Source organism: Tsuneonella sp. HG222 (assembly GCF_053819185.1).
The window spans coordinates 732,501-758,730 of sequence record NZ_JBSOQZ010000002.1 but is presented as its reverse complement, the minus strand read 5'-3'; the positions used below and the strand labels follow the sequence as shown (position 1 = coordinate 758,730).

The following is a 26,230-nucleotide window of genomic DNA, read 5'->3' as shown; positions in this document are numbered from 1 at the left end:
CGCGGGGTTACTTCGCCGCGTCGTGGTTCACTTCGACGATATAGGCTGCGACCAGGCCGATCTCGTCCTCGGACATCTGCCCGCCGAAGCCCGGCATGGCGCCCTGCCCGTTGGTCACCCGGTCCTTGACGAAGGCCACGGTCAGTTCGGGATTGTCGAGATTCGGGCCGACGACACCGGCGGCACCGGCATCGGACAGCGCGTGGCAGGCGCTGCACGAATAACTGTCGAACAGCTCGCGCGCGGCCGCACGGTCGACCTTGGCGGCATCCTGCGCATTGGCCGCGGCGGCGATCACGCCGCTTCCGGCAACCAGCCCGCCGACCAGCGCGACAGCAGCGAAAACGACCTTGCCCTTGGAGTGGATCTTGCTCACCTGAAACCTCACTTGTTGATTCTGTCCGTTTCGGGCGGCCCAATGCTTGGACTTGCCGCGAAAGTCAATCTCGGTGTAGTCGGACCGCCATGAAGCGCAGTTGAACGGTGCGTGCAGCATGCATGCACGGGAATTGGGAGTGGGGCGGATGAACCGATCGACTTTGACTTTGTTTGCAATGGCCGGGCTTCTGGCCGGTTGCGGCGGCGGCGAGGCGGACAAGCCTTCGGTAAAGGCCTTCATGGCGAACGAAGTCCAGAAGACCGCCGAAACCTACTGGAATGCCGTCCAGTTCATCAGCGACGAAACCGGGGAGCACGACATCCGCCCCGAGACGGACGAGGAGTGGCAGAAGGTCGTCGCCGCCGCCGACAAGCTGGCCGCGCACGGGCAGACTCTGAAGGAACCGGGCTATGCCGAAGGCCGCGGCCAGGGCTGGATCGAATTTTCCGACGGCCTGATCGAGGTCGCGGGCAAAGCGCGCGAAGCTGCCGTGTCGAAGGATCCCGACGCCGTCTTCGAAGTCGGCGGCACGGTCTATTCGGTCTGTTCGGCCTGCCACCAGGCCTATCCCCCGGCCGATGGCGAACCCGGTGCAGCAAGCCCGGCCTGATCTTCGCCGCCTGCTGCCGCTGGCGCTGATCGGGCTGGCGGCGCTCGTCGTGCTCGCCGCCCCGGCGCTGGCGCACGACGTTTCGGAAGCGGACCGCAACAAGGTGGCGGGGCTGGAAGGGCCGGCGTTCTTCCCGTTCTTCTACCTCGGCGCCAAGCACATGGTCACCGGCTACGATCACGTGGCCTTCCTGATCGGCGTGGTCTTCTACCTGCGGCGCCTGCGCGACGTGGTGGTCTACGTCTCGATGTTCACAATCGGCCACTCGCTGACGCTGATGGGCGGCGTGCTGCTCAGGACCGGCGGCAACCCTTACCTGATCGACGCGATCATCGGGCTGTCGGTGGTCTACAAGGCGGCCGAGAATCTCGGCTGGTTCGGGCGGACGGGGTGGCGCTTCGACGCGCGCATCGCGGTGCTGATCTTCGGCCTGTTCCACGGCCTGGGGCTGGCGACCAAGCTGCAGGACCTGTCGATTTCCGACAACGGATTGCTGACGAATCTCATCGGTTTCAACCTCGGAGTCGAGTTCGGACAGGTGCTGGTGTTGACGGTAGTCGTGTTCCTGCTCAACATCTGGCGCACGTCTCCGGGCTTCGATCGCGGAGCACGCATCGCCAACCTCGCCTTGCTGGCGGTCGGGATTGCCCTGACCGCATACCAATTGTCAGAATGGGCATCGTCATGACCGAATTCGAAACCAAGCGCACCTCCAGCCGCAAGCTGCTCGTCGGCGGCGTGGCGGCCCTCGCCGTCGCGGCGGCCGTCGTGCTCGTCTTCGTCATGCCGGCGGAATACGGCAAGGATCCTACCGGCCTGGGCACGGCGCTGGGGCTGACCAAGCTGAGCGAACCGGGCAAGAACGAGGAGCAGCTGCGCGGCGAGAAGCGCGTGGGCGTGCTGGCCGCGCTGGACGGCCCGATCGCCGCGCCCGACGATCGCTACGTGCTGGAGCTCGGGCCGTTCGAGTCCGGCGAGTTCAAGTACACGCTCAAGGAAGGCGACAAGATGCGCTTCTCCTGGACCGCCACCGGCCCGGTCGACTACGACATGCATTCCCATCCGTTCGAAGGCGGGACCGAACTGACCGAGAGCTACGCGGTCACCAAGGGCCCCGAGCAGAACGGCATCTACACCGCCCAGTTCACCGGCATCCACGGCTGGTACTGGCAGAACCGCACGATGGACAATGTCACGGTGACGCTCGACGCGGCCGGTCCGATGACGGCCTCGACCGTCTTCGCCCAGGCCGGCGAATTCCCACGCGAACTGGCCCCTCCCGCGGCCCCGGCGGACGAAAGCTGAACTTTCCGCCAACGCCGCGAAAATTTCGGATATTGTCAATTTCGGCATGATTCCGCCCTTGTTGCAAGCGGCGGAATTCGGCTAGGCTCCCGGCCGGGAGACATGCCTGTGACACTTGCCGATGGGACCAATTTGACCTTTCAGACCAACGTACCGCGCCGCAGGGCCGGATTCGCCGCCGTGTGCCTTGCCGCGCTGCTGGCTTCGGCCTGCACGACCACCGGCACCGGGCCGGCCGCTTCGGCCAGGGGCGCCACCGCCACGAACTTCGATTACGCCGGGTGGGACAGCTATCTCGGCGGTGCGGACTCGTCGCAGTATTCCTCGCTCGCCCAGGTCGACACCGGCAACGTCGCCCAGCTCGAGATCGCCTGGACCTACGAGACCGGCAACAACGCCGCGCCCCATTTCAACCCGATCAAAATCCGCGACCGGCTGTACCTGATTTCGGGCGCCAACAAGCTGGTGGCGCTCGACGCCGCGACCGGGCGCGAGGTCTGGAGCAAGACCTACGAAGGCCGCATCGGCGACCGCGGCATGAACTACTGGGAAAGCGCCGACGGCAGCGACCGCCGCTTCCTGTTCCTCAACGACGGGATGCTGCGCGCGGTCAATGCCGACAACGGCGAACCGATCGCCAGCTTCGGGACCGACGGCAAGGTCGACATCCGCACCGGGCTCGATCCGGACCAGACGCCGCCGCGGCCGCTGCAGACCAGCAACCCCGGGCGGATCTACAAGGACACGATCATCATGTCGTTGCCCGCCGGGGCCTACGACTTCGCCAGTGCACCCGCCAACACCCATGCCTATGACGTGCGCACGGGGGCGCTGAAGTGGACGTTCGACATGGTCCCGCGCAAGGGCCAGTTCGGCTACGACACCTGGCCCGAGCACGAGCAGGACCAGATGGGCGGCGTGCACAACTGGTCGGAATCGACCGTGGACACCGAGCTCGGCCTGGTCTTCATCCCGACCGGCACCGCGCGCTACGATTTCTACGGTGGCAACCGCAAGGGCCAGAACCTGTTCGGCAACTCGGTAGTCGCGCTCGATGCCGAGACCGGCAAGCGGGTGTGGCACTACCAGACGATCCATCACGACCTGTGGGACCTGGACCTGCCGCAGGCGCCCAAGATGATGACCATCCGCAAGGACGGCAAGGACGTGCCGATCCTGATCCAGGCGGTGAAGCACGGCTACGTATTCGTGTTCGACCGGCGCGACGGCACCCCGATCTGGCCGATCGAGGAAAAGCCGATGCCGGCGTCCGACGTTCCGGGCGAGGAAGCCTGGCCGACCCAGCCGATCCCAACCTGGCCCAAGCCGTTCGCGCGGTTGACGTTCGACGCGAGCGAGATCAATCCGCACATCCCGGCCGAGGACCAGGCCAAGCTGCGCGAGCTGCTGAAGACCGCGCGCAACGAAGGCGAGTTCACCCCGCCCAGCCTGCGCGGATCGATCGGCATGCCGGGGCACAACGGCGGGACCAACTGGGGCGGCTCGGCGGTCGACCCGGTGAAGAAGCGCTTCTTCGTCACCAGCAAGCATCTGCCGGTATTCAACAAGCTGACGCTCGACACCCGGCCCGAGGCGCTCGAAGCCATGCCCAACAGCGGCGGCGACGTGATGCCCTACAAGGAAGGTGTCGACTTCATGCTGCAGTCCAACGGGCTGCCGGCGATCAACCCGCCCTGGTCGACGATCACCGCCTACGACATGAGCAGCGGCAACATCATGTGGCAGGTGCCCAACGGCGAGGTCACCGCGCTGGCCGAAAAGGGCATCCGCGACACCGGCAGCACCGCGCCGCGCGGGGGCCCGGTGGCGACGGCCGGCGGCCTGGTGTTCATCGGCACAAGCTCCGACCGCAAGGTCCGCGCGCGCGACGCCGCGACCGGCAAGGTCCTGTGGGAAGCCCAGATGGACGCCGCGAGCGAGGGCGTGCCCATCGTCTACGAACAGGATGGGCGTCAGTACGTGGTCTTCGCCATCGGCGGCGACGGCCTGTTCGCGCCGCGGCTGGGCCAGCCCAAGCCGGGCGCCAATCGCTACGTCGCGTTCGCGCTGCCGGGGAAATGAGCGTGCGCACCGCCCTCCTGGCCGCGCTGGCCTTCTCGCTCGCGGCGCCCGCCGCGGCGCAGGCCGACCTGACGAAGCTTCCCTCGGCGCAGAACGGCTACAAGGCCAAGAGCACCGAGTGGGGCGAGCCGGACTTTCGCGGCGGCTGGCCGATCGACCATCTCAACGGCCGCACGCCGCTGATGCGCGATCCCAAGTACGGCGACCGGCTGTTCCTGACCGACGAGGAATTCGCCGAGCGCGCCGACCAGGTGGCCGAGCTCGCCAAGCGCTACGAGAACGAGGACCAGTCGGGCACCATGGGCATCGGCCACTGGGCCGAAGTCGCGGCCGCCAACCGCCGGACCAGCTGGATCACCAGCCCGGCCGACGGCCGCCTCCCCGCCTTCACGCCGGAGGGCAAGCGCATGTCAGACGCGATGCGCTCGACCTGGCGGCAGGGCCAGGCGTGGGATTGGACGACCGACTTCGACAGCTGGGACCGCTGCATCACCCGCGGCCTGCCGGCCTCGATGTTTCCGGTGATGTACAACAACGGCATCCGCGTCTTCCAGTCGCCCGGGATCGTCGCCATCCAGTTCGAGATGGTCCACGAGACGCGCATCATCCCGACCGACGGACGCGCCCCGATCCCGCGCCAGATCGACATGTGGATGGGCGAGAGCCGCGGGCGCTGGGAAGACGGCAACACGCTGGTCGTCGAGACCACGAACTTCAAGCCCGGCCCCAGCATCACCAACATCGGCACGACCGGCTCCCCGCCGCAGAACGACACGCCGCTGTCGCCCAGCGCGAAGATGGTCGAGCGTTTCACGATGACCGGGCCGGATTCGATCGTCTACGATTTCACCTGGGAAGACCCGGTGGTGTTCACCGCGCCGTGGTCGGGCCGCCTGGACTGGGTGCGCGACGACGATTTCGACATTTTCGAGTATGCCTGCCACGAAGGCAACGAACAGATCCGCAACTACATCAACACGACGCGCCACGACCGGGCGCAACAAGGGGAGAGTTCCCAATGACCCGCAAGACCTCCATCCGCATCATGGCCGCGGCGGCCCTGCTGGGCGCGACCGCGCTCGGCACCGCTGCGATCGCGCAGCAGACGGCGATCGCCGACCCGACCAAGCTGCAGCCCGTGCCCGACGATTTCACGCCCAAGAAGACCGCGTGGGGCGATCCGGACATCAGCGGCACCTGGCCGATCGACAACATCGCCTCGATCCCGATGGCGCGCAATGATCGCTATGGTAACCGTTTCTACCTGACCGCCGAGGAACTGGCCGAGCGCGCCAAGCAGGCCGAAGGCTCCAGGGAGCGCTACGAGGAAGAAGACCGCCAGGGCAAGATCGGCATGGGCCACTGGGTCGAATCCGACGTCTCGGGCAGCCAGACCGCGTTCCTGGTCGATCCGCCGGACGGCAAGCTCCCGGCCCTGACCCCCGCCGCCGAGGCCAGGTACAAGACCGGCCGGTCGAGCTGGACGCCTGAAACCAATTACGATTGGGTGGCCGATTTCGACACTTGGGACCGCTGCGTCACCCGCGGCTTCCCGGCGTCGATGTTCCCCTTCCGCTACAACAACGGCATCCGCGTTCACCAGAGCCCGGGCTTCGTGGTGCTCGATCTCGAGATGATCCACGATTCGCGGATCATCCCGGTGGTCGCCAACAAGGCCGCCTTCGCCGAACTGCAGAAGACCCGCTGGCCGGCCAACGTCCGCAGCTGGATGGGCCAGTCGCTCGGCTACTGGGAAGACAAGAACACGCTGGTGGTCGAGACGACCAACATCATCGCCGGCGACAGTGTGGCGGGCGACGGTTACAGCCGCGGTCCCAGCCCGCTCAACATGGCGACGCTGGGCGTTCCGCCGTGGAACACCATCCCCACCAGCGACAAGGCCAAGGTGACCGAGCGGATCACGATGATCGGCCCGGATTCGATCGTCTACGAAGTGACCTACAACGATCCCGAGGTCTTCACCAAGCCGTGGACCGCGCGCCTGCCGTGGAGCCGCGACGAGGAATACGGCTTCTTCGAATACGCCTGCCACGAAGGCAACGTGCAGGTCCGCAACTACATCAACTCCTCGCGCTCGCAGCGCGGGCTGACCACCAGCCTGATCGGCGCCCACGATCCGACCGAGCGTGGCGGCGAAGGCGCGGGCGAGACGGCCGCCGAAGACGGAGCCGGGGGCTGACGATGGGGGCCGGACGTCTGCGGGCTCTGGCCCTCGCCGCCCCTTTGTTTCTCTCGCTCGCGGCTTGCACCACCGCCCAGGTCGACCAGGCCGGGGCGGCGGTGTCGAGCGCGGTCGCGGGCACGGCCATGCTCGCGCCGGTTCGCACCCAGCAGGGCCTCGTGCAGGGCGCGCCGGGCAAGCAGCCGGGCGTCGTGGCGTTCAAGGGCATTCCCTTTGCCGCGCCGCCCGTGGGCGACCTGCGCTGGAAGCCGGCCCAGCCGGCCAGCGCGACGTGGACGGGCGTGCGCGATGCCACCCGTTACGGCCAAGTTTGCGTGCAGAACCCTGCGCCGCAGCGGTTCCCGCCCAATAGCGCGACCGACATTCCGGAAAACTTCACCGGGATGAGCGAGGACTGCCTCAACCTCAACATCTGGACCCCGGCCAGGGCGGCGGGCGAGAAGCTGCCGGTCATGGTCTGGCTCTATGGCGGCGCCTACAACGAAGGCGGCGGCAACGCGCCATTCAGCGAAGGCGACAACCTGGCCGCCAAGGGCGTGGTCATGGTCACGCTCAACTACCGCGTCGGCGCGCTCGGCTTCATGAGCCACCCCGAACTGACCGCCGAGAACGGCGGCGCATCGGGCAACCAGGCCCTGAGCGACGCGATCCAGGCATTCCGCTGGCTCAAGGCCAACGTCGCGGCATTCGGCGGCGATCCGAACAACATCACGCTGTTCGGCGAAAGCGCCGGAGCGGCGATGAACGGCGGCCTGGTGGGCGCGGCGGGCGCTGCCGGCACGTTCGAGCGGGCCATCGCCGAATCCGGCGCGTGGATGGGCCTCGGCATCGGGCTGATGCCGACCCGCGAGGCCATGGAAAAGCGCACGCTCGAAGCGGCGCAGAAGGAATTCAACACCACCTCCATCGCCGAACTGCGCAAGCTTCCGGCAACCGAAGTCCACGCCAAGCTGCGCGGCCAGGGCATGATCGTGGACGGCAGGATCATCACCGAAGACCTGTCGAAGACCTTCGCCGCCGGGCGGCAGAACAAGGTCGACGTCATTTCCGGCTCCAACGGCGACGAGGGTTCGTTCACCGGGGGCTTCGGGCCGCCGGTGACGCTCGAGGCGTGGAATGCCGGGGCGGCCCAGCGCTGGGGCGATGCGGCGGACCTGGGCAAGGCGGCCTATCCGGCGACGACCGATGCCGAGGCCAAGGCCATGTCATCGATGCCGTTTTCCGACACGCTGGCCTTTCACATGCGCCTGTTCGCCGACAAGCAGGCGGCCATCGGCAAGCAGTCGTGGACCTACTGGTTCACCCACGAGCCACCGTACGACGAAGGCCGGCCGGACCTGAAGGACGGGCACACGGCGGAAATCCCCTATGTGTTCGACAACCTGGCCGCGCCGCGCACCTATCCGGCCGGCAGCTCGGTCGCCAAGATGGCGGGCAATGCGCGCGAGGAGGCGTTCGCCGATCTCGTTTCGCAGTACTGGGTCAATTTCGCGCGCACCGGAAATCCGAACGGACCCGGCCTGCCGAAATGGCCCGCGATGGGCGAACTCGGGCCGAACGAGACGATGGTCCTCAATGCCGACGGCACGGGCAAGGGCGCGTTCCTGACCCCCGCGCAGGTCGAACTCTACCGGGCGCTCTACAACGCCCGCGTGGCCAAACCGCTGGGTATCGAGGGCGAATAAACCGCTTTGAAGGGGAGGAACGGGAATGGCGCTGTCTAATCGGGGGCGGCGTCTGCCGCTCCTCCTCTCGGTTGCCGGGCCTGCCGCGCTTGGCGGCGGGGTCCTGGCCCAGGGCCTGACGCCCTTCGCCCAGCAGGCCGAGACCGGACGCACGCTTTACCAGTCGAATTGCGCCGCCTGCCACGGCGAGCAGTTACAGGGAACGATCGCCGGGGCCCTCGCCGGTCCGGCGTTCCTCGGTAAATGGGGCGCGGGCAGCGCCACCGCGGCCGATCTGTACAAATACATCCACGAGCAGATGCCGCCGGGCAACGGCGGATCGCTGTCGGATGCCGAGTACACGGCGATCCTGGCCTTCATCATGCGGGAAAACCGTGTGCGACCGAGCGCGGCGCTGGAGGCCGACGACACCAAGCTGGCCGCGCTCAGCCTGCCGCCCGGCGAGGTCGGCGTAGGCGGGCTGTCGACCCGGGTCCATCCCCTGCCCCCCGGCCCGCCGATCCGCGACCCGCTGGCGACCTATCGGCCGGTCACGGCCGCGCTGCTGGCCGACCCTCCGGCAGAGGAATGGCCGGCGTGGCGTCGCAGCCACCTGGGCCTGGGATATTCGCCGCTCAAGCAGATCGACACCAGCAATGTCGGGCGGCTGACGATCGCCTGGGCGCAGGCCTTGCCGGCAGGCGTCAACATGAACGAACCGCTGGTGCACAACGGCGTCCTCTACGTGCTGGGCTTCGGCGACGTGGTCTTCGCGTTCGACGCTGCGGACGGGCGCCTGCTGTGGCGGCACGAGCGCAAGCTGCCTGCCGGGACGGTCGCCAATTCCAAGAAGACCATCGCCCTGTGGGATGACAAACTGATCACCGCCACTTCGGACAACCACATGCTCGCGCTCGATGCGCGGACCGGTGAGGTCGAGTGGGACAGCCCGATCCCCGCCGCGGAAGGAATGCGCAATCCCGGCGGCCCGATGGTGGCCGACGGGGTGATCATGCAGGGCATGACGACGCAGGCCGCCGGGGGCGGCGTCATCGTCGCTTTCGACGCCGACACCGGCAAGCACCTGTGGACCTTCGAGACCGTCGCCAAGCCCGGCCAGGTCGGCGGGGAGACGTGGAACGGCCTGGCGGGCGACGTCCGCAAGGGCGGATCGGTCTGGACCTCCGGCTCCTACGACCCGGTCAACAAGCTGGCGCTGTGGGGCGTGGGCAATACCTACGACACCGGCCCGCTGCGCGACCGCAAGCCGGGCGAGAACAACGACGCGCTGTTCACCGAAAGCACGCTGGCGTTCGAGCCGCGCACCGGGAAGCTGGTCTGGTATTACCAGCACAACCGCAACGACCAGTTCGACCTCGACTGGGTGTTCGACCGCACGGTCGGGACGATCAAGGTCGGCGGGCAGGATCGCCGGGTGGTGATCACCGGCGGCAAGAACGGGCTGTTCGACGCGGTCGACGCGAAGACCGGCAAGTACATCAAGACGGTCGATCAGGGGTACCAGGACTATATCGACCGGATCGACCCGGTCACCGGCGACAAGCACGTCCGGCCGGAGAAAATCCCCGGCAAGGACAAGGGCCCGGTCTACACCTGCCCGCACGGCGGCGGCGGCCGCAACTGGAACCCGACGTCGTGGAACCCGGAGAGCCGCGTGCTGTTCGTCGCCGCGCGCGATACCTGCACCGATCTCGTCCCGTCGCTGGGCGCGGGATTCCTTTCGACCGGGGTCAACGCGGTCTACGCTCCGCCGCCCGACAGCGACGGCAATTTCGGCATGCTGCAGGCGATCGACTTCGAAAGCGGCAAGGTCCTGTGGGAGACGCGCCACCGGCAGACGCCGGACATGGGCGTGCTGACCACGGCCGGCGGGCTGGCCTTCACCGGATGGATGGACCGCCAGTTCGTCGCTTACGACCAGACAACGGGCAAGGTGTTGTGGCGCACGGGCGTCACCGGCGTGCCCAACGCCTCGGCCATCACCTATGCGATCGACGGCAGGCAGTACGTGGCGATGGTGACGGGCGTGGGCAATCCGCTCAGCTTCGGCATCCCGGATCTGATCCCCGAATCCCAGCTGCCGCCGGTCACCAGTTCCTCGGTCTACGTTTTCGCCCTGCCGGAAGCCGAATAGCGAAAGGGCCGGCATCGCTGCCGGCCCTTCCAACTTTCGCGCGGTGGCATCGCCTCTAGTAGAAGATGCCCAGCGTGAAGCCGATTGCCCGGCCGAAGAAGACCACCGCGATCCAGAAGATCAGCGACAGCGCGGCCGAAACCCTCACCGCCGCGGGCATGGTCGCATCGCGGTCCCAATGCTCGACCGTGCGCCAGGTGAAGAAGTGGAAGTACATCATGTTCAACCCGGCCAGCGCGATCATCGCCAGCTTCCACAGGAAGTAGGGGTTGATGACGTAGCTCGTGGCCTTGCTGCTGAACAGCAGCAGCCCGGTAATGGCGGCGCCCGCGAAGGCGCCCCAGGTCCACGGCAGCGTGTCCTTGGCGGCGACGGTGACGGCGAACTTGTTCGACGTCCAGCCGAGCATCCGCAGGTCGACGGTCAGGATGGTGCCGAGCACGACGACCAGGAAGATCACGTGCAGGGTCTCGAGTGTGGGGAACATCCAGGTCGACTCGGCGATCGTCGTGCCGAGGCTCGAATACTCGATCGATTCCCAGATGTTGGTCGGTTCAGGATACAGCGACATCGGAAGGCTCCTTAAACCGGCGCATAGGCGATCCAGCGACCGCAAAACATGATGGCACACCACAGGACGACGATGGCGAGCGACGCCGCCTTGATTCCGCCCGTAACTTCACCGCCCGTGGCGAGGCGCTTCATCACCCGGCCGTGGAAGGACAGGCTGACGAAGATGGCCACGATGACCAGGACCATCTTGATCCAGAAGATCGGGTTGATCAGCTCGCGGATCGGCTCGCCGATGATCAGGCCGATGCCCGACAGCAGCATGACGAGCCCGCCCCACCAGATCCAGCGCACGTAGCGCGCCTCGGTCTCGGCCAGCGTGCGGTTCATACCGGCCAGGCCGAACACCCTGAGGGTGATCATGAACACCGCGCCGAACGCCCCGGCGAGCGCGAGGATGTGGAACACCTGGATCACCGGAATGGCCCAGAAATTGGTGACGATGAGATTGCTCAGCGACGTGTCGGCGATCCAGAGCGAGAACTCCGTCAGGCTCGTCGAGCGCAACCACTCGGTGAAGTTGTACAGCATGTCGCCCATGGGACTGACCGCTCCTTGCTAGAATGTCCGGTCCGAAGTGGACCTGCTATTTGACTTTGTCAATTTGTGACGGGTTTCGGCGTGTCGGAATGCTCCACTTCGCGCCGGGCCACCGCACCTTCGCGCTCGGCCGCGAAACGCGGGCTCGTCGCCTTGATGTAGGCCGGCACGAGGGTGTTGCCTTCGTGGCAGGCGTATTCGAATCCCTCGTAGCTTTCATCCCGTTGCCAAGGGAAGTCCAGCTTGAAGGGCGCGGTCAGCACGACCGGGTCCTCGATCCACGCTTCGTAACGGATCGTGTCGGGGCCGGTCATCGTGAAATGCTCGGTCACTTTGAGCGCCGGGCTGGTCATCAGCTTCTGGTTGGTCGGCCCGACGATGACCATCGGGCTCTCGCCGTTGAAGTTGGTCGATTCGACGACCAGCGTGTCGCCCCGCCAATGGCCGCGCGAATCCCCCAGCCAGGTGCGCATGGTTTCCGGCAGTTGCGCGCGCGGGAACACCGGGATGACCCGCGTTTCGTGGATCATCTCGTGGTTGAAGACCACGTAGCCGGGCGCCTGGAAGATCTCGACGCCGTTGTTGTAGGGAAACGGGATCATCGTGGCCGGCAGGCCGCGCGTAATGCACCGGTCGAGCGAGTTGAAGTCGAGGATCGTCTCGAAGACGTCGTTGTCCCAGCTCGAGCGGGAGGCGTCGGCGCGGCGCCGGCCCTCTTCGGTCAGCGGCGGGATGCGGCCGTTCGCCGGCTCCATGATCAGCGACGTCTGCCGCAGCACCCGCCCCCGTTCGAACCAGCTTCCGGCTCCCAGCGTATCCGCCCGCTCCTCGCGATCGGCGCCGCTGTTGGCCTGCGCGGCAGCTTCGAGGGCAGCGGCATATTCCGCATCGGTCAGGTAAGCCTGGTCGCCGAACTTGGCGTTGCGCTGCATCGTCGTCTGCCCGACTTCGAGCGGCCACATCCCGGTAAAGTCAGGATCGCCCCATTCGGTGCGCGGCGGGTTGAAAGCATCGTCCTGCGCAAACGCGGGCGCGCAACAAAATGTCGCCGCGGCCAACGCCAACTTTGCGAGTCGCGCTTGCATCTTCCTCCCCCGTTGCGATTTCGCGGTAGCGCAGGCCACAAAGCGTTGTCAAAGTCCAAACGACGCTCTAAACGGGACAAAGTCAATTCGACGCGCCATGCGGCGTGCGAGGTACCGATTCGCTAAGGGGGCTGAAGGATGCGCTTGGCTGCAGGGCTGGGAATGGTGGCAATCGCCGCGATTGCCGCCTTCTCGACCGCACGAGGACAGTCCCCGGTCGCCGATGGCGACTGGCAGTCGATCCACCGCGATCCTGCCGCGACACGCTATTCTCCGCTGGACGATATCAACAAGGCGAACGTCGCTACGCTGGCGCAGGCGTGGACCTATCCGCTCAAGGGTTTCAACTCGGCCGTACCGCTGGTGATCGACGGAACCATGTTCGTGTCCGCCGGCAGCCGGGTCATCGCGCTGAATGCCGACACCGGTGCGGAAGTGTGGACGTACGAAGAGCCGCGCCGCGCGGACGCCGGGCCGAACAGCGGCGGCGGTGGCGGGGTGTCCGGGCGCGGGGTCAGCTACTGGCCGGGCGCGCGCGGCCAGGCGCCGCGCATCCTGTTCATGGCGGGGAGCCGCATGATCGCGCTCGATGCCAGGACCGGCCGCAAGGTTGCAGGGTTCGGCAAGGGCGGCGAGATCGACACCGGCACCGCGTTTGGCGGCGTGCCGACCATCAGTGGAAACGTGGCGATCATCGGCGCCGCTTCGCTCGAAAGCCCGCAGGGCAATCCCGGCAATCCGCGCGCGTTCGACGTGCTGAGCGGCAAGAAGCTGTGGGAATTCGACACCACGCCCGACGCCGGCCAGCCCTACAACGAAACCTGGGGCGACGGCTGGAAGGATCGCGGCGGAACCAACATGTGGGGCTTTGCCGCCACCGTCGACGAAGCGAGCGGCACGGCCTACCTGCCGATCGCCGGCCCGGCGCACAATTACTACGGCGGCGATCGCCCCGGCAGCAACCTGTTCGGCAACTCGATCGTCGCGGTCGACCTGAAGACCGGCAAGTACAAGTGGCACTTCCAGACGGTGCACCACGACCTGTGGGACATCGACATGAGCCACGCCGGGCCGCTGTTCAGCGTCAACGGACCGGATGGCAAGACGCACAAAGTCCTTGCCAATGTCGGCAAGTCGAGCCTGTTCTTCGTCGTCGACGCTGACGACGGCGAGCCCGTGCTGCCGGTGGAAGAGCGGCCCGTTCCCCCGGGCGACGTTCCCGGCGAGTATTACCACCCAACTCAGCCTTTCCCCGTGAACACGCCGCCGCTGAGCCGGGTGGCGATGACCTATCAGGACATGGTCACGCCCGAGGATACGACGCCGGAGCATGCCAAGGCCTGCCGCGACATCTGGGTGAAGGCCGGCGGCTTCTTCAATGCCGGGCCCTACACCCCGTTCATGTTCAAGGCGGCCGACGCGCCCGCGCGCTCCACGATCCAGTTCCCCGGCGGTACCGGCGGGGTCAACTGGGGCGGCCCGGCGGTCGATCCGACGACCGGAACGGTCTTCGTCAACACGCAGGACGGGTCGCTGGTCGGCTGGGTCGAGAAGGTCGAGGGCGACAAGCCCTACAGCTTCGATGCCGCCGTCGCGCCCGAGTACGACCGCGCCTACATCAACGGCAAGGGCCCGTTTCACAGCTTCGTCGCCCCGATCTCGGGCAAGTACGACGAACAGGGTCGGCCCCAGGGCCCGGCCGTGCCGTGCTACAAGGGACCGTGGGCGCGGCTGACCGCGGTCGACGCCAACACTGGCAAGATCAAGTGGGCCGTGCCGCTGGGGCTGCAGGAAGGCCTGCCCGAGGGCAAGCAGCTGGCCGGCAATTCCGGCAGCGCCGGGCCCAGCGTGACCGCGGGCGGCCTGGTGTTCGTCGGGGCGACCAACGACAAGCGCTTCCGCGCATTCGACGAGGATACCGGCAAGCAGCTGTGGGAAGCGACCCTGAGCGGCAATGCCAACGCCAATCCGATGAGTTACCGCGGCAAGAGCGGCAAGCAATTCGTAGCCATCAACGCGGGCGGCAACATTGTCGCTTTCGCGCTTCGCTGATAGTGTCCCTCAGGTTTGAGAGAGGAAAGACTGGGATGGGTAAATTCTTGAAAGTGGCGGCCGCGGCCGCGTGTTTTATCGCCGCGCCCGCGCTTGCACAGCAGGCGCCCAATCCGGCGACGATCGCGGGCCACCCGAATATAAACGGCATCTGGCAGACCGCTAACGAGGCGGCCTGGAATCTCGAGCCGCATTCGGCGCAGACCCAGCCGAGCTACCAGGCGGAGCGCGCCATAGGCGCCCAGGCGGCGATCCCCGCCAGCCTCGGCGTGGTCGAAGGCAACACGATCCCCTACACCGCCGCCGCTCTCGCCATGCGCGAAGAGAAGCGCACCAGCGGCCGCGACCCTGAGAAGGCGTGCTACCTTCCGGGCATCCCGCGCGCGACCTACATGGGCTACCCGTTCCAGATCATCCAGGGCGGCGGCGACATCCTGATGGCCTATGAATATGCCTCGGCGAACCGGGTCATTCAGATGGGAGACATCGGGATTCCGCCAATCGATACGTGGATGGGGACGTCCTACGGTCGCTGGGAAGGCAACACCCTGGTCGTCACCACGCTGTCGCAGAACGGGGAGACCTGGCTCGACCGCGCGGGCAACTTCGTGGCTCCGACCACGACGGTTATCGAGCGGTTCACCCCGATGGGGCCGAACCACATGGACTACTCGGTCACCTTCGAGGACCCGGAAATCTACACGAAGCCCTGGACGATCAAGATGCCGCTGTACCGGCGGATGGAAAAGAACGCCCAGTTGCTGGAGTTCAAGTGCGTGCCTTTCGCCGAGATGTACCTCTACGGCGATCTCTACGACACGCTGGACGCCGAGGCGAAGAAGCGCCTCGGGATCGAGAAATAAGACTGAGGGATCGGTAACGACCGGACTGAATTTGAAAACAAGGAGTTAGCAATGCGTATCATGACCATGCGGAACGCCGTTCTCGGCGCCCTGCTGGCGGTTGGCGCGGCGGGCACTGCCATTGCCCACCACTCGTTCGCCGCCGAGTTCGACCGTAACAAGCCGATCAAGCTGGAAGGTTCGGTGGTGAAGTTCGAGTGGGTCAACCCGCACTCGTGGATTCACATCAAGCTGAGCAACGGCAAGGTGTGGCGCGTCGAAGGCGGCGCCCCGTCGGCCCTGCTGCGCCGCGGCTGGAACAGGAACTCGCTGCCCGCCGGCACGAAGATCATCGTCCAGGCCTTCCAGGCCCGCGACGGCGATACCCGCGCCAGCGCCGCGGAAATCAGCTTCCCCGATGGCCGCGAGCTCTCGCTCGGCAACCCGACGACCGAAGCGGTCGCCGCCGCCGCGAAGCGCGCACAGTAATCGTGACTCCGCTCGCCGGGCCCGGTGTCCGGCGAGCGGACCACAGCATGCCGTGGCCCTTGCGGCCGCGGCATTTTTTTGGCCCGCCGAACCGCGCGACCGGCGCATGCGAAGGGCAAGACACCTCGGGCCGGCTGTTCTAGGCTGCCCGAAGAGGCGAATCGCCCCGGCCTGCCCGAGGGCGACGACAGGGAGAATTCGGCCGATGCCGCTCGTGAATATGAAGCCGCTGCTGCGCCACGCGATGGACAACCATTACGCCGTGGCCGCGTTCAACCTCGTCGACTACGGCACGACCAAGGCGATGGTCGCCGCGGCCGAGGAATTGAACGCCCCGGTGATCTGCCAGACCAGCGCCAAGACCATCCAGTTCTACAGCCACCGCGAGATCGTCTCGTGGGTGCGCACCGTGGCGGAGGATTCGGCGGTTCCCGTGGTGCTCCATCTCGACCACTGCAAGGACCTGGCGATGATCGAGGCCTGCGCCCGCGAAGGCTGGACGTCGATCATGATCGACGCGTCCGAACTGCCGTTCGAAGAGAATCTGGAGATGTCGAAGCGCGTGCGCGACATCGCCGAGAAGTACGGTGTGGGCATGGAAGCCGAGCTCGGCCAGATCATGGGCGTCGAGGACGACATGGTCGTGGCGGAAGAGGATTCGGTCCTGACCGATCCCGAGGACGCGCGGCGTTTCTGCGAGGCGCTCGACCTGTCGGCGTTTGCCTGCGCGGTCGGCACGGCGCATGGATATTACAAGGGCGAGCCCAAGGTCGACTTCGAAAGAATCGAGAAAATCAATGCCTTGACCCGCACGCCGATGGCGCTGCACGGGGGGACGGGGCTGAGCGACGAGACCTTCAGCAAGGCGATCGCTCGGGGCAGCGCCAAGGTCAACATCTCGACCAACCTGAAGCACGTCTTCGTCGAAAGTTTCGTGGATTATCATAAGAATAATCCCAAGGACTTCGAGCCGCTGCGGCTGATCGACGCGCAGTACAAAGCCTGCAAGGCGATGTTCGGCGGCTTCATCGAGAAGTTCGGCGGCAAGGACCAGGCCCCGGCCTACATGGCGGCGCACGGATGAATTTCGTCACCCCGGGAGCTGTCGTTTTCGACTGTGACGGCGTCCTTGTCGACACCGAACGCGATGCGCACCGCGTCGGCTTCAACAAGGCGTTCGCTGCCTTCGGTATCGATGCCGAATGGGACGTCGCGCTTTACGGCCGCCTGCTGCTCACCGCCGGCGGCAAGGAGCGGATGAAGGCCTATTTCGACGAGTTCGGCTGGCCCGAGGACAAGGTCGCAGAGCATGGCGGCAGGGACGAGCTGATCGCCGCGCTGCACAAGGAAAAGACCCGCATCACGTCCGAGATCGTCGGCGACCTGCCGGTCCGCCCCGGTGTCCTGCGGCTGGTCGACGAAGCGATCGCCGCGGGCGTTCGCCTGGGCGTGTGCACCACGTCGAACCCCAAGTTCATCGACGCCGTGCTCGACCTGTTCGGGCCGGAGCGGAAAGCGGCGTTCGAGTTCGTTCATGCCGGCGACGTGGTGGCGAAGAAGAAGCCCGCGCCCGACATCTACGAGCTGGCCAAGCAATCGCTCGGCCTGCCGGCCAACCGCATCGTGGTGGTCGAGGACAGCCGCAACGGCCTGCTCGCCGCCAAGGGCGCCGGGCTGCCGTGCCTGATCACCACCAGTACCTACACCATCGACGAGGACTTCGCCGAAGCGGACCGCGTGGTGCCCGAACTCGGCGACGCGCCGAACATCAACGTGACGCTCGCCGATCTCGGCGAGCTGGCCGCCGCCCACGCGCCGGCCTGAAGGAGACAACGACAATGCCCGCCATCTCGCAGTCCCAGGTCGAGGATGCGATCCGCACCACCTGCAGCACCGTGCTGCGCAACGAACACTATTTCGCCGACCTCGACGGGCTGGCGGGCGACGGCGACTTCGGCACCTCGCTCGCGACCGGCTTTCGCCAGATCGAGAAGGAATGGGACGACATCCCCAAGACCGACATCGGCGCGATGCTGCTCAAGATCTCGATGCTCGTCAGCAAGCACGTCGGCGGCAGCTCGGGCCCGATCTGGGGCACCGGTTTCATGAAGGCCGCCATGCTGACCCGCGGCAAGACCGAGGTCACCGTGGAGGACCTGGCCGGCATGCTCGGCTCGGCGATCGAGGGGATCCAGGCCCGCGGCGGCGCCAAGCGCGGCGACAAGACGCTGCTCGACGCGCTGATCCCGGTGCACGAGAAGCTGGTCGAGCATTCCGCCAGCGGTGACAGCACCGCCGCGCTGGGCGATGCGGCCCGCGTGGCCGATGCCGCGGTCGACGAGACGCGCACCCTCGTGGCCCATCGCGGCCGCGCCAGCCAGGTGGGCGAGCGCAGCGCCAATACGCCCGATCCGGGCATCGTCGCCATCGCCACAATCCTGACCGACTGGGCCAAGGCCAACGGCGTCGCCGTTGCGCCGACCGCGCCCGAAGTCGTCAAGGCAACAGCCTAATTCAGACCCTTACGGAGAGGACCCGACCCATGAAGAAGTTCGTCAACGACCCGGCCCAGTTCGTGCCAGAATTCATGCAGGGCATCGTCGATGCCAATCCCGACCTGCTGAGCTACACGCCCGAATTCCAGATGATCTGCCGCAAGGGCGGGCCGGACAATTCCAAGGTCTCGGTGGTCCAGGGTTCGGGCTCGGGCCACGAACCGGCGCACGTCATGGCGGTCGGCCCCGGCATGCTGACCGGCGCCTGCCAGGGTGCGGTGTTCGCCGCCCCGGCGGTCGATTCCTGCTACGAGACGATCAAGGCCTGCAATTCCGATGCCGGCGTGCTGGTGCTGGTCAACAATTACCAGGGCGACCGCATGGCCTGGGACATGGCGACCGAGATGGCCCAGGCCGAGGGGATCAACGTCCGCCAGTTCTGGATCAACGACGACGTTGCCGTGGAAGACAGCCTCTACACCGTCGGCCGCCGGGGCGTGGCCGGCAACTTCTTCGTCATCAAGTGCTGTGGCGCCGCCGCCGACCAGGGCAAGAGCCTGGACGAGGTCGAGGCGATCGCCGACAAGGTCAACAACAACGTGCGCACCATGGGCGTCGCGCTGACCAGCTGCATCCCGCCCGCCAAGGGCACGCCGATCTTCGACATCGGTGACGACGAGATGGAAGTCGGCGTGGGCATCCACGGCGAGCCGGGCCGCCGCCGCGAGAAGATCAAGAGCGCCGACGAGATCACCGAGGAACTGTTCAACGCCGTGGCCGAGGACGTCCCCTTCAAGAGCGGCGACCGCGTGGCCATCATGGTCAACGGCCTCGGCGGCACGCCAATCACCGAACTCTACGTGATGTATGCCAAGGCCCATGCGCTGGCCGAGAAGGCCGGCTTCACCGTGGTGCGCAACTACGTCGGCGAATACTGCACCAGCCTCGAGATGGCGGGCGCCTCGCTGACCATCCTCAAGCTCGACGACGAGCTCGAGGCCCTGCTCGACGCCCCGGCCGAGACGGCCGCGCGCATTTTCTGATGCCGGTCGCCCCGCCTGCCCGTGCGGCAGGCGGGGCCCCACTTGCATAGCGCGCACTTTCGTCTAGCCCAGCGCGATGCCAAACGCCTCAGAGCGAGCCAAGCGCGGCGAAATCTTCACCGAAGCACGGATCAACCAGATCGGCCTTGCCGGTCTGTCGTTCAGCTTCATCCTGCTGCTGATCGCCTTCGTCTTCGTAATCAACGGGCTGCGCGCAACCGACCGGGCGGGCGCCATGGTCCAGCACACCTACGAGGTGAAGGACCTGATTTCGGACACGAGCGGCGCGCTGGAACGGGCGATCGCGGCATCGCGCGGATACATCATCAGCGGACAAGCTGAACGGCTCGGCGTGTACCGTGAATCGAAGGCGCAACTGCTCGGCAATCTCGACCGGATCGACCAGTTCATCCTCGACAATGCCGAACAGCAGCAGCGCATGGCACGACTGCGCCCGCTCATCCGCGAAGAAATCGCCAGTCTCGAGGATTCCAACCGGCTGGTTTCGTCCGACGCCGCCGACTTCGCCTCGCGGGAACTGCTCGATGGAACCGACCTGCGGCGCATTCGCGAAATCCGCGCCCTCGCCGATGCCATCGAACGGGCCGAGGACGATCTGCTGCGCGATCGCCAGGAATCCGACATCAGGTCGCAGAACTACGTTCGCCTTCTCCTCGGCCTGGTCGGCTTTGCGCTTTTGTTCACCGCACTGGGCACGATCTGGCTGCTGCGCCGCCAGTTGAGGGCGGTCTTCGTCAGCCGCGCCGAATTGAGCCGCCTGAACGCCAGTCTCGAGGGTTTGGTCGCGGATCGCACCGCGGACCTGCGCCGGGCCAACGAGGAGATTCAGCGCTTCGCCTACATCGTGAGCCACGACCTGCGCGCACCGCTGGTCAACGTGATGGGGTTCACCTCCGAACTGGAGGGTGCGGACAAGCAACTGGCCACTTTCCTCGACAAGGTGGAGGCGGAACGGCCCGACCTCGTTTCGCAGGACGCAGCGTTCGCCGTGCGCGAGGACCTGCCCGAGGCAATCGGTTTCATCCGCTCCTCCACCCAGAAGATGGACCGGCTGATCAACGCAATCCTCGCCCTTTCGCGCCAGGGCCGCCGCGTGCTCACGCCGGTCGAGCTCGACATGAACGTCCTGCTCGACGAAATTGCAGCCTCGCTGACGACACTGGCCGAAGACCGCGACGCCGAAATAGTCCTGCAGCCCCTTCCGGCAATCCGCCACGACCGGATCGCGGTAGAGCAGATCTTCACCAATCTGATCGAGAACGCCCTCAAGTACCTTCGTCCCGGTGTGCCCGGGCGGATCGTCGTCAGCGGCAGGCAGGACGGCGACAGGGCGATCTTCGAGGTGGAGGACAACGGCCGCGGCATCAAGGAAGGCGATCACGAGCGCATCTTCGAGCTGTTCCGCCGGTCGGGCGAGCAGGACCAGCGCGGCGAAGGCATCGGCCTTGCCAACGTCCGGGCGCTGGCATACCGTTTGGGCGGAACCGTCGAAGTCAGGTCGCAATTCAGCGAAGGTTCTGTTTTCACCGTTACATTACCGACCGAATACGTGGACGAGGGGGCTGTAGATGGCTGAGACCCAGACGGTGCGGATCGTCATGATCGAAGATGACGAGGGGCACGCACGCCTGATCGAGAAGAACATCCGGCGTGCCGGAATTTCCAACCAGCTGAAGCATTTCCTGGATGGGACTTCGGCGCTGGAATACCTGTTCGATCATCCCGAAGGGCCTGCGCAGAACGGCCCGGCGCTGGTGCTGCTCGACCTGAACCTGCCCGACATGAGCGGGACGGACATCCTGTCGAAGATCAAGGGCGATCCCCGGCTGCACAAGGTGCCCGTGGTTGTCCTGACGACGACCGACGACAAGACCGAGATCGAGCGCTGCTACGACCTTGGCTGCAACGTCTACATCACCAAGCCGGTGAATTACGAAAGCTTTGCCGACGCGATCCGCCAGCTTGGGCTGTTCTTGTCGGTCATCCAGCTCCCAGAGATCGCCGACACCTGATGAAACAACCGCGTCGCATCCTCTACATCGACGACGATCCCGGCCTGAGGCGGCTGGTCGAGAAGAAGCTCGGGCGGCGGGGGCATACCGTCGTCGGGGCGGAGTCCGGGCGCGAGGGGATCGAACAGGCCAGGGGCGGCGGTTTCGACATCATCGCGGTCGACCATTACATGCCCGAGATGAGCGGCCTGGAGACGCTCGTCGAACTCAAGAAGCTGCCCGATTGCCCTCCGGTGATCTACGTGACCGGTTCCGACGAGACACGCATCGCGGTCGAGGCGATGAAGGCCGGCGCCTCCGAATACGTCGTCAAATCGGCTGACGACGGCTTCGTCGACCTGCTGGAACAGGGCCTGTCGCAGGCCCTGGCGCGCGTACGGCTGGAACTGGAGAAGGACCAGGCCCTGGCAGATGCCGAAGCGGCCAACGAGCGGCTGGAGGCCCTGCTGCGCGAGGTCAATCACCGCGTTGCCAACTCGCTGCAGCTGATCACCGCGATGGTCTCGATGCAGTCGCGCCTGCTGCCCGACGAGGCTGCGCGCACCGCGCTGGCCGATACCGAGCGCCGCATCCAGGCGATCGCCGCGGTCCACCGCAAGCTCTACACCTCGAACGACGTCGAGAGCGTGGCGATGGACGAATACCTCAGCGCCATCGTGCAGGAACTGCAGCAGACCTGGTCGAGCCCGGTCAGCCCGCGCTCGATCATGCTGGAAGCCGAAGCCCTGCGGCTGAAGACCGACAAGGCGGTTTCGCTGGGCGTGATCGTCAACGAACTGGTCTCCAACGCGTGCAAGTACGCCTATCGCGAAGGCGAAACCGGCGAAGTCCGGGTGCGGCTGATGCGCGAGGGCGAGGATACCTTCCGGCTGGAGGTCGAGGACGACGGCTGCGGCCTGGGCGATGGCCCGCCCAAGGGCACCGGCCTCGGCTCGAAGCTGATCGCCGCGATGGCCGGCAGCCTGAAGAGCAAGATCCAATACGATACCGAGCACGTCGGCTGCCGGGCCACGCTGGTCGCGCCCATCTAGGGTTTCAAAAGCCCAACATTCTCCATGTGGACGCTGCGGTGGGTCGATCCTACCTGTCGCCGACCATGACTGCCCTGACCCATCTCCAGCGCCTCGAGGCCGAGGCTATCCACATCATGCGCGAGGTGGTGGCCGAGACCGAACGCCCGGTCATGCTCTATTCGATCGGCAAGGACAGCGCGGTGATGCTGCACCTCGCGCGCAAGGCGTTCTACCCCTCGCCGCCGCCCTTCCCGCTGCTTCACGTCGACACGACCTGGAAGTTCAAGGACATGTACGCCCTGCGCGAAAAGGCGGCGCAGGCAGCCGGCATGGAGCTCCTCGTCTACCGCAACCCGGAGGCCGAGGCGCGCGGGATCAATCCATTCGTCCACGGGCCGCTGCACACCGACATGTGGAAGACCGAAGGGCTGAAGCAGGCGCTCGACCACTACGGCTTCGATGCGGCCTTCGGCGGCGCCCGGCGCGACGAGGAAAAGAGCCGCGCGAAGGAGCGCATCTTCTCGTTCCGCACCGCGAGCCACGGCTGGGATCCCAAGAACCAGCGGCCCGAGCTGTGGAACCTCTACAACGCGCGCAAGAACAAGGGGGAGAGCATCCGCGTCTTCCCGATCAGCAACTGGACCGAACTCGACATCTGGCAATACATCATGGCCGAGGGGATCGAGATCGTGCCGCTCTACTTCGCACAGGTCCGGCCGACCTTCGTGCATGACGGGCAACTGCTGATGGCCGACGATATCGAGCGGCTCGAACGCGTGCTCGGCCGGCGGCCGGAAATCACCGAACGCTCGATCCGTTTCCGCACGCTGGGCTGCTTCCCCCTGACCGGCGCGGTCGAGAGCGAGGCGGCGACCCTGTCCGACGTCGTTCAGGAAACGCTCCTGACGACCACCTCCGAACGCCAGGGCCGCGTGATCGACAAGGATGCCGGCGGCGCCGGGATGGAGAAGAAGAAGCAGGAGGGGTACTTCTGATGGCCGACCGCCCCGCCGCCGACGCGATCTACGAAACCGATGCCCTCATCGCCGAGGACATCGACGCCTATCTCGACCGGCACCAGCACAAGACGCTGCTGCGTTTCATCACCTGCGGCAGCGTGGACGACGGCAAGTCAACCCTGATCGGCCGCTTGCTCTACGATTCCAAGATGATCTTCGAGGACCAGCTCTCGGCGCTCGAGGCGGATTCCAGGAAAGTCGGCACGCAGGGCCAGGAGATCGATTTCGCGCTGCTGGTCGACGGCCTGGCCGCCGAACGCGAGCAGGGCATCACGATCGATGTCGCCTATCGCTTCTTCAACACCGAGAAACGCAAGTTCATCGTCGCCGATTGCCCGGGGCACGAGCAGTACACCCGCAACATGGTGACCGGCGCGAGCACGGCGGACCTGGCGGTCATACTGGTCGATGCGCGCAAGGGCGTTCTCGTGCAGACCCGGCGGCACAGCTACCTGTGCCACCTGCTGGGCATCCGCAACCTGGTGCTGGCGGTCAACAAAATGGACCTGGTCGACTACGACCGGGCGACGTTCGAGGCCATTGTGGCCGACTATCGCGCCTTTGCCGAAAGCATCGGCATAGAGAGTTTCACCGCGATCCCGATCAGCGGCTTCAAGGGCGACAACATCACCGGGCGGTCGGACAATACCCCCTGGTACGACGGCCCTTCGCTGGTCGACCATCTCGAGACGGTCGAGGTCCGCTCCGCGGTCGACGCCGAGAAACCGTTTCGCCTGCCGGTCCAGTGGGTCAACCGGCCCAACCTCGACTTCCGCGGCTTTTCGGGCCTCATTGCGACCGGCGCGGTCAGGCCGGGCGATCCGGTGCGCATCCTGCCCTCGGGCAAGACCAGCACGGTGGCGACCATCGCCAGCTTCGACGGCGACATGCCCGGTGCCCAGGCCGGGCAGTCGGTCACTCTGACCCTGACCGACGAGATCGACTGTTCGCGCGGCAACGTCATCGCCGCGGCCGATGCCCCGCCCGAGGTTTCCGACCAGTTCGAAGCAACCATCGTGTGGATGGACGACGAGGCCCTGTTGCCCGGGCGCGGCTACCAGTTGAAGCTGGCGACCCAGACCGTCTCCGCCACGGTCGCCGAGCCGAAGTACGAGATCAACGTCAACACGCTGGAGCATCTCGCGGCCAAGACGCTGCACCTCAATTCCATCGGCGTGGCCGAGATCACCACCGACCGGCCGATCGTGTTCGAGCCCTATGCCGACAACCGCACGCTGGGCGGCTTCATCCTGATCGACAAGATCACCAACCGCACGGTCGGCGCCGGCATGCTGCATTTCAGCCTGCGCCGCGCGCAGAACGTGCACTGGCAGGCGACGACCATCGGGCGCGAGGATCACGCCGCGCTGAAGAACCAGACGCCGCTCGTGCTGTGGTTCACCGGCCTGTCGGGATCGGGCAAGTCGACCATTGCCAACGAAGTCGAGCAGCGGCTCAACCTGATGAACCGCCACACCTTCCTGCTCGACGGCGACAACGTGCGTCACGGGCTTAACAAGGACCTGGGCTTTACCGAGGCCGACCGGATCGAGAACATTCGCCGCGTGGGCGAGGTCGCCAAGCTGATGGCCGACGCGGGCCTGATCGTGCTCACCGCGTTCATCAGCCCGTTCCGCGCCGAGCGGCAGATGGTGCGCGAAATGCTGCCCGAGGGCGAGTTCGTCGAGATCTTCGTCGACACCCCGCTGGAAGTGGCCGAAGCACGCGACGTGAAGGGCCTCTACAAGAAGGCACGCGAGGGCAAGCTGAAGAACTTCACGGGTATCGACAGTCCCTACGAGGCGCCCGACAAGCCCGACATCACCGTCAACACGGTCGAGATGACCCCCGCCGAGGCGGCGGAATATATCGTGCGCAGGGTCATCAAGGCCCGGTCGCCCGCCCAATGACCGATGCCGAGCTAGCCGCCCATCTTGCTGCCGAAGCGGGGCGCATCCTGCTGGAGGTGCGGGCCAGCGGACAGCATCACGGCAAGGACCTGGGCCGGGCCGGCGACCTCGAAGCCAACGCCTTCCTCGTTTCCGCCCTGCGCGACCTGCGGCCGGCCGACGGCCTGCTTTCCGAAGAGGAGAAGGACAGTCCCGCCCGCCTCGTCAGCGAGCGAGTGTGGATCGTCGACCCGGTCGACGGCACCCGCGAATATTCCGAAGGACGGACCGACTGGGCGGTGCATGTCGCGCTGGCGGTAAACGGAGCGCCCTTGGTGGGCGCCGTGGCGCTGCCGGGCCTCGACCTCGTCCTGCGGACCGATCGGCCCCAGCCCTTGGCAGCGACCGGCGACGCGGCGCCCCGCCTCGTCGTCAGCCGCACCCGCCCGGCGGCCGAGGCCGTGGCGGTGGCCGAACGGATCGGCGGCGAACTCCTGCCCATGGGCAGTGCCGGCGCGAAGGCGATGGCGGTCGTGCGCGGCGAAGCGGAAATCTATCTCCACTCCGGCGGCCAGTACGAATGGGATTCTTGCGCCCCCGCAGCCGTGGCGTTGGCGCATGGCCTGCATGCCAGCCGCATCGACGGAAGCCCGCTGGTCTACAATCGGCCGGACACCTGGATGCCCGACCTGCTGATCTGCCGCCCCGAATGGGCCGAGCGGGTGCTGGCCGAGGTGGCGGCGATCTCAGCCTGAGAACGGC

Annotated in this window: 25 protein-coding genes; 21 read left to right on the top strand and 4 right to left on the bottom strand. The window is 66.3% G+C overall.

Annotation, left to right across the window (positions count from 1 at the left end):
* Positions 1–7: 7 nt before the first annotated feature.
* The gene (locus ACWPMZ_RS15280; protein WP_455704916.1) at positions 8–376 is read right to left on the bottom strand and encodes a c-type cytochrome; all 369 of its coding nucleotides are present in this window, start codon (positions 374–376) and stop codon (positions 8–10) included.
* A 148-nt stretch (positions 377–524) separates the two neighbouring features.
* On the opposite strand from ACWPMZ_RS15280, the gene ACWPMZ_RS15275 reads away from it, so the two are divergent.
* From ACWPMZ_RS15275 to ACWPMZ_RS15240, 8 genes are all read left to right on the top strand, one after another.
* Positions 525–989, top strand: a complete 465-nt coding sequence (locus ACWPMZ_RS15275; protein ID WP_455704915.1) for a hypothetical protein — start codon at positions 525–527, stop codon at positions 987–989.
* Positions 970–1,677 (top strand): HupE/UreJ family protein, encoded by a 708-nt coding sequence (locus ACWPMZ_RS15270; protein ID WP_455704914.1) that lies wholly within the window; start codon positions 970–972, stop codon positions 1,675–1,677. Before ACWPMZ_RS15275 ends, ACWPMZ_RS15270 begins: the two co-directional genes overlap by 20 nt.
* A complete protein-coding gene (locus ACWPMZ_RS15265) occupies positions 1,674–2,294 on the top strand; it encodes a hypothetical protein (RefSeq protein ID WP_455704913.1) in 621 nt (206 codons plus the stop codon). The genes ACWPMZ_RS15270 and ACWPMZ_RS15265 overlap by 4 nt, the downstream gene beginning before the upstream one ends.
* 132 nt (positions 2,295–2,426) lie before the next feature.
* On the top strand, positions 2,427–4,376 hold the full coding sequence (locus tag ACWPMZ_RS15260; RefSeq protein WP_455704912.1) for a pyrroloquinoline quinone-dependent dehydrogenase: 1,950 nt from the start codon (positions 2,427–2,429) through the stop codon (positions 4,374–4,376).
* A 2-nt stretch (positions 4,377–4,378) separates the two neighbouring features.
* Entirely contained in the window at positions 4,379–5,398 is a 1,020-nt protein-coding gene (locus ACWPMZ_RS15255) for a hypothetical protein (RefSeq protein WP_455704911.1), read from the top strand.
* Entirely contained in the window at positions 5,395–6,576 is a 1,182-nt protein-coding gene (locus tag ACWPMZ_RS15250) for a hypothetical protein (RefSeq protein ID WP_455704910.1), read from the top strand. Before ACWPMZ_RS15255 ends, ACWPMZ_RS15250 begins: the two co-directional genes overlap by 4 nt.
* A 2-nt stretch (positions 6,577–6,578) precedes the next feature.
* A complete protein-coding gene (locus ACWPMZ_RS15245) occupies positions 6,579–8,264 on the top strand; it encodes a carboxylesterase/lipase family protein (protein ID WP_455704909.1) in 1,686 nt (561 codons plus the stop codon).
* Positions 8,265–8,289: 25 nt separating this feature from the next.
* Positions 8,290–10,398 carry an outer membrane protein assembly factor BamB family protein gene (locus ACWPMZ_RS15240; protein WP_455704908.1) on the top strand — a complete coding sequence of 703 codons (2,109 nt, stop codon included), beginning with the start codon at positions 8,290–8,292 and terminating at the stop codon, positions 10,396–10,398.
* A 55-nt stretch (positions 10,399–10,453) separates the two neighbouring features.
* Here the strand turns inward: ACWPMZ_RS15240 and ACWPMZ_RS15235 are convergent, their stop codons facing one another.
* From ACWPMZ_RS15235 to ACWPMZ_RS15225, 3 genes are read right to left on the bottom strand one after another with little or no spacing between them, the layout of a single operon-like run.
* Positions 10,454–10,969, bottom strand: coding sequence for a DUF6644 family protein (locus ACWPMZ_RS15235; RefSeq protein WP_455704907.1), 516 nt, complete (start codon positions 10,967–10,969; stop codon positions 10,454–10,456).
* Between the two features lie 11 nt (positions 10,970–10,980).
* The gene (locus ACWPMZ_RS15230) at positions 10,981–11,508 is read right to left on the bottom strand and encodes a hypothetical protein (RefSeq protein WP_455704906.1); all 528 of its coding nucleotides are present in this window, start codon (positions 11,506–11,508) and stop codon (positions 10,981–10,983) included.
* Between the two features lie 59 nt (positions 11,509–11,567).
* Positions 11,568–12,470, bottom strand: a complete 903-nt coding sequence (locus tag ACWPMZ_RS15225; protein ID WP_455704905.1) for a hypothetical protein — start codon at positions 12,468–12,470, stop codon at positions 11,568–11,570.
* A 261-nt stretch (positions 12,471–12,731) separates the two neighbouring features.
* On the opposite strand from ACWPMZ_RS15225, the gene ACWPMZ_RS15220 reads away from it, so the two are divergent.
* From ACWPMZ_RS15220 to ACWPMZ_RS15160, 13 genes are all read left to right on the top strand, one after another.
* Positions 12,732–14,645, top strand: coding sequence for an outer membrane protein assembly factor BamB family protein (locus tag ACWPMZ_RS15220; RefSeq protein ID WP_455704904.1), 1,914 nt, complete (start codon positions 12,732–12,734; stop codon positions 14,643–14,645).
* Between the two features lie 35 nt (positions 14,646–14,680).
* Positions 14,681–15,508 carry a hypothetical protein gene (locus ACWPMZ_RS15215; RefSeq protein WP_455704903.1) on the top strand — a complete coding sequence of 276 codons (828 nt, stop codon included), beginning with the start codon at positions 14,681–14,683 and terminating at the stop codon, positions 15,506–15,508.
* Between the two features lie 51 nt (positions 15,509–15,559).
* Positions 15,560–15,976, top strand: coding sequence for a DUF6152 family protein (locus tag ACWPMZ_RS15210; RefSeq protein ID WP_455704902.1), 417 nt, complete (start codon positions 15,560–15,562; stop codon positions 15,974–15,976).
* Positions 15,977–16,181: 205 nt separating this feature from the next.
* Positions 16,182–17,060: a class II fructose-bisphosphate aldolase gene (locus ACWPMZ_RS15205; RefSeq protein WP_455704901.1), complete on the top strand. Its 879-nt coding sequence runs from the start codon at positions 16,182–16,184 to the stop codon at positions 17,058–17,060.
* The gene (locus ACWPMZ_RS15200) at positions 17,057–17,800 is read left to right on the top strand and encodes an HAD-IA family hydrolase (protein WP_455704900.1); all 744 of its coding nucleotides are present in this window, start codon (positions 17,057–17,059) and stop codon (positions 17,798–17,800) included. Before ACWPMZ_RS15205 ends, ACWPMZ_RS15200 begins: the two co-directional genes overlap by 4 nt.
* Positions 17,801–17,814: 14 nt before the next feature.
* Positions 17,815–18,489, top strand: coding sequence for a dihydroxyacetone kinase subunit DhaL (dhaL, locus tag ACWPMZ_RS15195; protein ID WP_455704899.1), 675 nt, complete (start codon positions 17,815–17,817; stop codon positions 18,487–18,489).
* Positions 18,490–18,518: 29 nt separating this feature from the next.
* On the top strand, positions 18,519–19,514 hold the full coding sequence (gene dhaK, locus ACWPMZ_RS15190; protein WP_455704898.1) for a dihydroxyacetone kinase subunit DhaK: 996 nt from the start codon (positions 18,519–18,521) through the stop codon (positions 19,512–19,514).
* Between the two features lie 76 nt (positions 19,515–19,590).
* Positions 19,591–21,111: a sensor histidine kinase gene (locus ACWPMZ_RS15185; RefSeq protein WP_455704897.1), complete on the top strand. Its 1,521-nt coding sequence runs from the start codon at positions 19,591–19,593 to the stop codon at positions 21,109–21,111.
* Positions 21,104–21,547 (top strand): response regulator, encoded by a 444-nt coding sequence (locus ACWPMZ_RS15180; RefSeq protein WP_455704896.1) that lies wholly within the window; start codon positions 21,104–21,106, stop codon positions 21,545–21,547. Before ACWPMZ_RS15185 ends, ACWPMZ_RS15180 begins: the two co-directional genes overlap by 8 nt.
* Positions 21,547–22,578 (top strand): histidine kinase dimerization/phosphoacceptor domain -containing protein, encoded by a 1,032-nt coding sequence (locus ACWPMZ_RS15175; RefSeq protein ID WP_455704895.1) that lies wholly within the window; start codon positions 21,547–21,549, stop codon positions 22,576–22,578. The genes ACWPMZ_RS15180 and ACWPMZ_RS15175 overlap by 1 nt, the downstream gene beginning before the upstream one ends.
* A 65-nt stretch (positions 22,579–22,643) precedes the next feature.
* Positions 22,644–23,555 carry a sulfate adenylyltransferase subunit CysD gene (gene cysD, locus ACWPMZ_RS15170; RefSeq protein ID WP_455705168.1) on the top strand — a complete coding sequence of 304 codons (912 nt, stop codon included), beginning with the start codon at positions 22,644–22,646 and terminating at the stop codon, positions 23,553–23,555.
* A complete protein-coding gene (cysN, locus tag ACWPMZ_RS15165) occupies positions 23,555–25,489 on the top strand; it encodes a sulfate adenylyltransferase subunit CysN (protein ID WP_455704894.1) in 1,935 nt (644 codons plus the stop codon). The genes cysD and cysN overlap by 1 nt, the downstream gene beginning before the upstream one ends.
* Entirely contained in the window at positions 25,486–26,223 is a 738-nt protein-coding gene (locus tag ACWPMZ_RS15160; RefSeq protein ID WP_455704893.1) for a 3'(2'),5'-bisphosphate nucleotidase CysQ, read from the top strand. The genes cysN and ACWPMZ_RS15160 overlap by 4 nt, the downstream gene beginning before the upstream one ends.
* Positions 26,224–26,230 lie beyond the last annotated feature (7 nt).